This window comes from Catellatospora sp. NPDC049609, assembly GCF_040675365.1.
Taxonomy (GTDB): Bacteria; Actinomycetota; Actinomycetes; order Mycobacteriales; family Micromonosporaceae; genus Catellatospora.
Map to the genome: position 1 here is coordinate 21,602 of NZ_JBFAOU010000097.1, position 8,151 is coordinate 29,752.

General features: G+C 71.2%; 11 protein-coding genes. 2 read left to right on the top strand and 9 right to left on the bottom strand.

Going from position 1 to position 8,151, the window contains the following annotated elements:
* The first annotated feature begins 44 nt into the window (after nt 1–44).
* Complete coding sequence (locus tag AB0J67_RS24575) at nt 45–272, top strand: hypothetical protein (RefSeq protein ID WP_363485783.1); 228 nt, start codon at nt 45–47, stop codon at nt 270–272.
* Nucleotide 273: 1 nt separating this feature from the next.
* On the opposite strand, the gene AB0J67_RS24580 is transcribed toward AB0J67_RS24575, so the two are convergent.
* From AB0J67_RS24580 to AB0J67_RS24620, 9 genes are all read right to left on the bottom strand, one after another.
* Nucleotides 274–891 carry a MarC family protein gene (locus AB0J67_RS24580; RefSeq protein WP_363485784.1) on the bottom strand — a complete coding sequence of 206 codons (618 nt, stop codon included), beginning with the start codon at nt 889–891 and terminating at the stop codon, nt 274–276.
* A gap of 31 nt (nt 892–922) precedes the next feature.
* Entirely contained in the window at nt 923–1,780 is an 858-nt protein-coding gene (locus AB0J67_RS24585; protein WP_363485785.1) for a PHP domain-containing protein, read from the bottom strand.
* On the bottom strand, nt 1,777–2,976 hold the full coding sequence (locus AB0J67_RS24590; protein WP_363485786.1) for a hypothetical protein: 1,200 nt from the start codon (nt 2,974–2,976) through the stop codon (nt 1,777–1,779). Before AB0J67_RS24590 ends, AB0J67_RS24585 begins: the two co-directional genes overlap by 4 nt.
* Before the next feature lie 2 nt (nt 2,977–2,978).
* On the bottom strand, nt 2,979–3,662 hold the full coding sequence (locus tag AB0J67_RS24595) for a SigE family RNA polymerase sigma factor (RefSeq protein WP_363485787.1): 684 nt from the start codon (nt 3,660–3,662) through the stop codon (nt 2,979–2,981).
* Between the two features lie 290 nt (nt 3,663–3,952).
* Nucleotides 3,953–4,876 carry a PH domain-containing protein gene (locus AB0J67_RS24600; protein WP_363485788.1) on the bottom strand — a complete coding sequence of 308 codons (924 nt, stop codon included), beginning with the start codon at nt 4,874–4,876 and terminating at the stop codon, nt 3,953–3,955.
* Nucleotides 4,877–4,881: 5 nt separating this feature from the next.
* The gene (locus AB0J67_RS24605) at nt 4,882–5,040 is read right to left on the bottom strand and encodes a hypothetical protein (protein ID WP_170213147.1); all 159 of its coding nucleotides are present in this window, start codon (nt 5,038–5,040) and stop codon (nt 4,882–4,884) included.
* A gap of 154 nt (nt 5,041–5,194) precedes the next feature.
* Nucleotides 5,195–5,851 (bottom strand): DUF6758 family protein, encoded by a 657-nt coding sequence (locus AB0J67_RS24610; protein ID WP_363485789.1) that lies wholly within the window; start codon nt 5,849–5,851, stop codon nt 5,195–5,197.
* 98 nt (nt 5,852–5,949) lie between these two features.
* Entirely contained in the window at nt 5,950–6,573 is a 624-nt protein-coding gene (locus AB0J67_RS24615; RefSeq protein WP_363485794.1) for an RNA methyltransferase, read from the bottom strand.
* A gap of 190 nt (nt 6,574–6,763) precedes the next feature.
* Entirely contained in the window at nt 6,764–7,297 is a 534-nt protein-coding gene (locus AB0J67_RS24620; protein WP_363485790.1) for a hypothetical protein, read from the bottom strand.
* A gap of 112 nt (nt 7,298–7,409) precedes the next feature.
* On the opposite strand from AB0J67_RS24620, the gene AB0J67_RS24625 reads away from it, so the two are divergent.
* A complete protein-coding gene (locus AB0J67_RS24625) occupies nt 7,410–7,976 on the top strand; it encodes a MaoC family dehydratase (protein ID WP_363485791.1) in 567 nt (188 codons plus the stop codon).
* Nucleotides 7,977–8,151: the final 175 nt, after the last annotated feature.

Here is an 8,151-nt window from a genome sequence, read left to right on the forward strand (position 1 = left end):
GCGACCCGCCCGCTGGCGGTGCGGGCCTCGACGAAGGAGCTGCCGTGGGACTGTTGCGCTGGCTGCGCGGCAACGACAACAGCGCCACGGCGATGGTGTCCGCCGGGCTCGCCGAGATCGACGGTCTGTTCCGCCCCACCAAGCACAAGCAGACCGAGCACGTCCAGGAGGCGAGCCGCCGCCGGGTGGACGTCGCCAACGGCTCCGGGATCGACCTGGACCGGGGCGTCGCCGTGATCCGCCGCGGCCGCGCCGCCGAGGAGCCCGCCTGACTCAGGGGTGCGACTGGGTGAACATCTCCACGAAGGCACCGATCGAGTCGGCCATCAGCTGCACCGCGATTGCGGCCAGCAGCAGGCCCGCGATCCGGGTGAGCACCTCGATGCCGCCCGGCCGCAGCACCTTGACGATGAAGCCCGAGTAGCGCAGCACCAGCCACACCGCGGCCATCACGGCCACGATGCCGAGCGCGATCGCCACATAGTCGCCCGCCTGGTCAGCCCGCTGCACGAACAGCATGGTCGCGACGATGGCGCCGGGGCCGGCCAGCAGCGGCGTGCCCAGCGGCACCAGCGCGATGTTCGAGGTCGCCTGCTGGTCCGGGTCGTCGGCCTTGCCGGTCAGCAGCTCCAGCGCGACCAGCACCAGCAGCAGGCCGCCCGCGCCCTGCAGCGCGGGCAGCTGGATGTGCAGGTAGTCCAGGATGGTCTGGCCGGCCACGGCGAAGACCGCGATCACACCCAGGGCCAGCGCCACCGCCTGCCAGGCGGCCCGGTGGCGCTCCCGCGCGGGCAGCGCCCCGGTCAGCGCCAGGAAGATGGGCACCATGCCGGGCGGGTCCGTGATCACGAGCAAGGTGACGAAGACCTCGCCGAAGAACTTCCAATCCACACCGGATGCATAGCACGCCGGGCGACCGCGGTCAGGCCGGTCCCGTCACCGGGGTGGTGCCGGTCGCACCGGCGAGGATGCGCTCCAGCGCCGCGGGATCGGTGGTGTACTCCCCGATCCGCACCTTCTTGTGCGTGCCGTGGAAGTCGGAACTGCCTGTCGTGAAAAGCCCCAGCTCCGCGGCGTGTCGGCGCACCTCGGCGCGCTCGGCCGGGCTGTGGTCGTGGTGGTCGGCCTCCAGCCCGTCCAGGCCCGCCGCGGCCAGCTGCCCGAACACGGCGTCCGGGACGACCCGGCCGCGCACCGACGCGCGCGGGTGCGCGAAGACGGTCACCCCGCCGGCGGCCTTGACCAGCCGCAGCGCCTCGTACACGTCGAGGTCCTCCTTGGGCACCCGGTAGCGGCTGCCCAGCCAGCCCTGGCCGAACGCCTCCTGGGTGTCGGCGACCAGGCCCGCGCGGATCAGCGCGGCGGCCAGGTGCGGGCGCCCGATGGTGCCGCCGTCGGCGTGCTTGAGCACGTCGTCCCAGTCGATCGGGATGCCGTCGGCGCGCATCAGCTCCACCATCCGCTCGGCCCGGCCGAGCCGGGACTCGCGGACCCGCGCCAGCGCCCGGACCAGCGGCTCGTACGCCGGGTCGAACAGGTACGCCAGCAGGTGCAGCGAGATCGTCTCGCCGTCGCCGTGCCACCGGCAGCTGAGCTCGGCCCCCGGGATCAGGGTGAGCCCGGCGGGCAGCGCGGCCGCCGCGGCCGCCCAGCCGCTGGTGGTGTCGTGGTCGGTCAGCGCCGCCACGGTGAGCCCGGCGGCACGGGCCTGCCGCATGAGCTCGGCGGGCGGGGTGGTGCCGTCACTCGCGGTGGAGTGCAGGTGCAGGTCGATCTTCACTTGGCGGTGCCGAAGGCCGGAATCATGGTCCACCCGGGTGTCACGTCGTCAGGCATGGTCACCTGCAGTTTCGCACCGTCGGTCCGGCAGGCGAGGATGGCGTCGCCGCCGATCTGGGCCAGCGCCGTCTGGCTGTCGGACCAGACCAGCGCGACCACCGTCTCGACCGGGCAGTTCGCGGCGAGCTGCAGCTCCTTGGCCTTCTGCTGCGGATCCGCGGCGGCCGCGTCGCGGGCCCGTTGCAGGTCGACCATCTCGACCCCGACCGGCGTCACGATGGCGAGCAGGCGGCCGTCGGGCGACAGCGCCGCGCCGCGCCGGATCGACTCCATGGTGATCAGCTTGCTGCACCCCATCCTGGCGCCGATCTTGAGGCCGTTCTTCTCCGCGGTCACGTCGACCAGGCACAGCCGCTTGTCGGCACCTTCCACCACGCCGACCGTCGCGGTGCCGCCGACCGTGCCGAACACGGCCCGCAGCTCGGCGTTCCAGGTCTCGGTGTACTTCGCCGAGCCGGCGCTCCAGTAGTCGAAGCCCTTGGCGCTGGACAGCACCACGCGCTCGCCGAAGAAGGTCTGCGGCACGGCCGTCGGCGGCACGGCGGAGGCGGCGACCTGCGTGCCACGCTGCGGATCGGTCAGCCTGGTCACCGTCAGGGTGCCCTGCTCGTTGACGGCGACCCGCGCCCCGTCCTGGCTCACCGTCCAGGACGCGCGGCCGGCGAGGGTGACCGGCTTGTCGGCGGCGCTCGGGAGCAGGCGCACCGAGCTGCGGTCGGAGTAGACCCAGCCGTCCGGGACCTTGGCGATCGCCTCGACACCGCCGTCCTGCTGCAGGTCGATGCGCTGGCCGTCGCTGGTCCACAGCTGCCGGCCGACGAGCAGGTCGATCGGCAGGGCCATGGTCGGCAGCTGCGGCTCCTGGGTCACCAGCGGCTGGCCGCCGTCGACGAACAGGTCCTGGAAGGTGACCCGGTCGCCCTCGGCGGCGGTCGGCCGACCGCCGCTCAGGCTCTGGGCCGCGGTGGCCGCGCCGAGCACGGCCGCGAACGCGAACACGGTCATCGTGCCGGTCATCGTCTGCCGACGCCGAGCCGTCACGCGCGCGCGGCGGATGGCCCGCCCGGCGGGATCGGCGGCGGCAGGCGGGGTCTGCACGCGAGCCGCGAACATCTCACGCAGCTCGTCCTCAAGCATGGTCACCGCCCCGGTTGGCCGACCGGCACTCGCGCCGGTCGAACTGCTTCCTTCCGAGGCGCCGGCACCGCGGGTGCGGTGACCGAGGGGAACCCGGCCGTCGTGGGGACCTCGCCCGTGGGCAGGTCGAGCGTCTCCGCGACGACCGTGTCCGGCCGCTGCCGCGGGACCGCCGGAGCCGCCAGCGTGGCGGGCATCCTGCCGGTGACCCCCTCGGCAGCCAGCCGCTGCCGCAGGGTGCCCAGGGCGCGAGAGGTCTGGCTCTTCACGGTCCCGGGCGAGATCTGCAGCATCGCGGCTGTCTGTGCCTCAGACATGTCCTCGTAGAAACGCAGTACCAGCACGGCGCGTTGTCGCACCGGCAGAGCTTTGACATGTTTCCAGAGCACGTCCCGTTCGAGCTGCTCTTCGAGATTGTCCGGTGCGGCCCGTTCCGGCAGGAATTCGGTGGGTCGCTCACCGTGCCAGCGCCGCCGCCACCAGCTGGTCGCCGTGTTGACGAGCACGCGCCGGGCGTAGGGCTCCACCGCCTCGATCTGGCCGAGGCGCTTCCACGCCAGATAAGTCTTGGTGAGCGCCGTCTGCAGCAGATCCTCCGCGGTGGCCCAGTCTCCGGCCAGCAGGTACGCGGTTCGCAGCAGGGCAGCCGAACGTGCGGTCACGAACTCGCGGAACTCGTCCTCCATCGCCGACCGGTGGCTCACAGACGCACCTCCCATCGCGGGCGCGTAACGGACGCCCGACCGAGGCGCGTCGAACCGCGCCCATCACCCCGTGTAAGAGGCTCGCGCACGGCTTTCGGTTCCCGGTATCGGGTGGATACCCCGTATGCGTCACCTCAACGGACAGACTGGCATACGAGCGCTAGCGGATCTAGATCTGGCAAAGAAATTTCCTGTCGCCTTTCACCGGTTCTTCACAAACTTTCTGCAACCTCCGCGTGCGCGTCTGTTGCACTCCGGTGACGGCGAATGGACTATTCCTCTTCCGCCTCGCGACCGAGCCGCGCCTCGACCGCCGCGGGCTCGTACATCTCCTCGACGATGCGCAGGTAGAGCTCGTTCGGGTTGGGCATGTGCTCGACCTTGCTGAGCGCCTGGTCCTGACCCGCGGACTCGAGGACGAAGGTGCCGTAGTTGAGCATCCGGCCCAATGGGGACTGCTCGTACTTCATGTCGGTGACCTTGAGCAGCGGCATCATCGCGACCTTTCGGGTGATGAGTCCCTGCACCAGCATCAGCCGTTTGTTGGTCAGAATGAACCGATCGAAGTACCAGTCGGCGACAGTCCAGGCGACCCAGCTCATCACCAGCGCCCAGATGACGACCGCCACCACCCACATGCCGGCCACGTCCTGCTTCGCGAGGAAGCCGGACAGGTAGCCGAGGGCGAAGGTGGCGATGATGCCGATCATCAGCGGGTTGGTCAGGTGCACCCAGTGGCGCTTCCACTCGCCGCGATACCGCTCCGTGGGGAACAGGTAGCGGGCGACCATGGAGCTCGGCTCGTCCTCGAGCGGGAGCACCCGGCGCGGGCCGAGCGGCATGCCGGAGGAGTCGAACCGCACTCCGGCGAGCTCTTCCTCGGTGAAGTCCGGGATCTCGCCGCCCAGCGGCGCGGTCGTGGAGCCGTCACCGGGATCGACGGGAGGCCGGCCGCCGGCACCACTGCCGGCACCACCGCCCCCCGCACCGGCGGCCGCCCCCACGGTCGCCTTCCCCACGAAATGGGTGTGGTCGCCTGAGTCGGCTCGCGACTCGCTCTCGGCGGGCGGGCGGGACTCCGCGCGCGTCCGCGGGATGGGCTCCGTGTCGTGCTCGCGCCGACCGGACCACTCCGGACCGTCAGGATCCGGAGCTCGCTCCTCGCTTGGCTCGTCCGGCCCCAGACCGCCGATCATGTGAGCTAAGCGACCAGGCTGCCGAAGAAGTCACCGAAGCCCTGGGCGATGTCCATGACGGTGCCGCCCAGCGTCTTCACGACGTTCGCCGCAGAATCGGGCCGGAACGCCACGAAGAAGATCAAAAAGGCGATGCCGCCCCACGTAAGGATCTTCTTGAGCATGTCGGGCTATCCCCCTCCGCCTGGCCGTGTCCACTCGACAACTGGTGGCCGTGGCGAGACTCAGCGTATCAGTAACGTTGCCTGCCGAGAATCATTAAGGCATATCCGTGCCAGGCAAACCAGCAGCGTCCGATGAGGAAGTAAGGAAGCCGACTCAGCGCCGCGCGCGCAGGCGCGGCGACAGCGCGCCGTACACCAGTTCGGGTGGGAGCCAGTCCGCGAGGTCCTGGAGCACGACCTCCTCGCTGAGGAGGTACCCGGCCTGCGCGGGCCAGGTCACCGCGTAGAGCCAGCGCCCCCGCGCCTCCCCGGCGTACGCGCTGCGGTCGTCGGGCGTGGACACCGCCCACAGTGGAGTGGGGTGCCCGTCGGCCTTCACCTTCGCGTGTGAACCGTGGTTGGCGGGCGGGTCGGTCAGGTCCGGGCCCGGGTCCGGGCCCGCGATGCCGGCGAACAGCGCGCCGAGGCCGACCCCGGGGTCCTCCGCGACCAGCAGCACGTCCGCCGGGCCGTCGCTGAACGGCGTGGGGCCGCTGCAGGCCAGCGCCGTGGCCGACACGCCGGACCGGTCGTCGCCGGCCCAGGCCACGCCGGTCACGGTCCAGCCCGTCGGCAGCGGCCACGGGCACCACAGCGGCAGGCCCGACTCGGCCGCCCGCTTCGTGACGCAGGCGAAGACGTCGTGATTGACGTGCTGGGCGGTATGCAGCGGCGGCACGGGGCCGTCCCGTTCACAGACCCATTCGGAGTGGGCCAGACCGGGCGGCCGCAGATCGCCACCGCACCGCGGACAAGTCACCGCGAGCCCCATGACCCCCACTGTCCGCCCCACCGAACGGGCACGTCAAGCCACTCGCCAAGATCGCTCGGGCGTGGCGCGGGCCGCCGGTGCGGCCACCCGACGTCCGGTCAGGCCGGCGGCGGGCCGGCGTACGCGCGGATCCAGGCGTGCATGGCGACCGCCGAGGCCACCCCCGCGTTGATGGACCGGGTCGAGCCGTACTGCGCGATCGAGTACAGCTGGTCGCAGGCCGCGCGGGCGCCCTCGGACAGCCCCGGGCCCTCCTGCCCGAACAGCAGCACGCAGCGGCGCGGCAGGGTGGCGGTCTCCAGCGGCCGGCTGCCCGGCAGGTTGTCGATGCCGATCACCGCCAGCCCGGCCCCGTGCGCCCAGCCGGCGAACGCCCCGATCGTGTCGTGGTGGCGTACGTGCTGGTAGCGGTCGGTCACCATGGCGCCGCGGCGGTTCCACCGGCGGCGGCCGACGATGTGCACCTCGGCGGCGAGGAAGGCGTTCGCGGTGCGTACGACGGTGCCGATGTTGAAGTCGTGCTGCCAGTTCTCGATCGCCACGTGGAAGTCGTGCCGCCGGGTGTCCAGGTCGGCCACGATCGCCTCGTGCCGCCAGTAGCGGTAGCGGTCCACCACGTTGCGCCGGTCGCCGGCGGCCAGCAGCTCGGGGTCGAAGCGCTCGTCGGTCGGCCACGGCCCCGCCCAGGGGCCTACGCCGACCTCCAGCTCGTCCTCCGGCAGCCGCTCGGCGGGCACGTGCGCGCCGGGCCGCTCCGCCGGATCGCGGGGAGCCGGCGGCGTGCCCGGCTCCGCGGGCACGGCGGGCTCGCCACGTTCGGTGTTCACAAGGGCAGAAGCTTAACCGCCGGGGGATGCGAAGGCCCCGGCGCGCCGTCGCGGTGGCGGCGCGCCAGGGCCCGGCGGTCCCGCGCTAGACGTTGCGCAGGGCCTCTCCCAGATCGGTCAGGAAACGCTGCTCGGACCGGCTGCGGGTGACCCCGCCCAGGCCGAGCAGGCCGCCCGAGCGGGCGGCGCCGCAGACCTGGTCCGCGATCGACTCCAGCCAGCCCCGGTACGCCTGCCCGTCGGCGGGCGTGGCCCGGGCGTCGAGGACCAGCGCCGCCGCACGGCAGCTCACCAGGACCTCGGTGATGGCATGGTCGGGATCGCGGAACTGCTCGGCGGCCGGCGGATCTTGGTCGGCCTCGGCATAGATGGCGCCGACGATCGCCTTCACCAGCTCGGAGTCGGCGTCCGCGCCGGCGGCGATGGCGTTGATGCCGGCCAGCCCCTCGTCGACCGTACGGCGGTCGCTGTCGGGTTCGGCGGAGGTGGCGGCGATCATGACACGGGCCGGGAGCCGGATCAGCAGCTCCCACTCGTGCGGTTCGAAGGTGAGAGGGGCGATCTCCCGCCGGTACAACTGGCGCGAGATCAGGTGATCAGCTGCGGAATGACTCGGCATGGCGACCTCCTGCCGTCAGCATATGCCGCGACGCCGGACGCTTGCCGCGAAGCGTGTCAAACGCTGGAGTAACGGCAGCCCGTGGTGTGTGATGTAGTTCTCGGCTCGGCCTATGTACTCACCGGTAGCCCTCCGGCAAAATCCTTTCCACAAGCGTGGGCGGCGGGTGCCGGGGAGGGCCCCGCCGTTCACTGCATCCAGGGGCAGGAGACGGACAATGCAGTTCGGGCGCTACTTCGAGGAGTTCGAGGTCGGGGCGATCTACAAGCACTGGCCCGGCAAGACGGTCACCGAGTACGACGACCACCTCTTCTGCCTGCTGACCATGAACCACCACCCGCTGCACCTGGACGCGCACTACGCGGCCACCCAGACCGACTTCAAGCGCAACGTGGTGGTCGGCAACTACATCTACTCGCTGCTGCTGGGCATGTCCGTGCCCGACGTCAGCGGCAAGGCCATCGCCAACCTCGAGGTCGAGAGCCTGCGCCACGTCGCGCCGACCTTCCACGGCGACACCATCTACGGCGAGACGACCGTGCTGGACAAGCGCGAGTCCGAGTCCAAGCCCGACCGCGGCGTGGTCGCCGTCGAGACCCGGGGCTACAACCAGGACGGCACCCTGGTCTGCGTCTTCAAGCGCAAGGTCATGGTCCCCAAGCGCCCCGAGTCCGCGTAACCGCCATTTCCCGTAACACGCACCACCACGACCCGTTTTTGCATAGACGTTGGCCTATCTGGATGAAGTCGATCTACGATTTTTCATCCAGATAGGCCAACGTCTATTAAAAGACCGGGCCTGCGGGCCAGTGCGGTGAGGGGGTGGCGGGTGGGAGCGTGGGGGTAAGGCGCCC

What these genes read in the sequence shown, in the direction of transcription:
- AB0J67_RS24590 (WP_363485786.1), bottom strand. Translation starts at nt 2,976, where the DNA reads ATGCTTGAGGACGAGCTGCGTGAGATGTTCGCGGCTCGCGTGCAGACC.
- AB0J67_RS24610 (WP_363485789.1), bottom strand. Translation starts at nt 5,851, where the DNA reads ATGGGGCTCGCGGTGACTTGTCCGCGGTGCGGTGGCGATCTGCGGCCG.
- AB0J67_RS24605 (WP_170213147.1), bottom strand. Translation starts at nt 5,040, where the DNA reads ATGCTCAAGAAGATCCTTACGTGGGGCGGCATCGCCTTTTTGATCTTC.
- AB0J67_RS24595 (WP_363485787.1), bottom strand. Translation starts at nt 3,662, where the DNA reads ATGGAGGACGAGTTCCGCGAGTTCGTGACCGCACGTTCGGCTGCCCTG.
- AB0J67_RS24600 (WP_363485788.1), bottom strand. Translation starts at nt 4,876, where the DNA reads ATGATCGGCGGTCTGGGGCCGGACGAGCCAAGCGAGGAGCGAGCTCCG.
- AB0J67_RS24620 (WP_363485790.1), bottom strand. Translation starts at nt 7,297, where the DNA reads ATGCCGAGTCATTCCGCAGCTGATCACCTGATCTCGCGCCAGTTGTAC.
- AB0J67_RS24625 (WP_363485791.1), top strand. Translation starts at nt 7,410, where the DNA reads ATGTACTCACCGGTAGCCCTCCGGCAAAATCCTTTCCACAAGCGTGGG.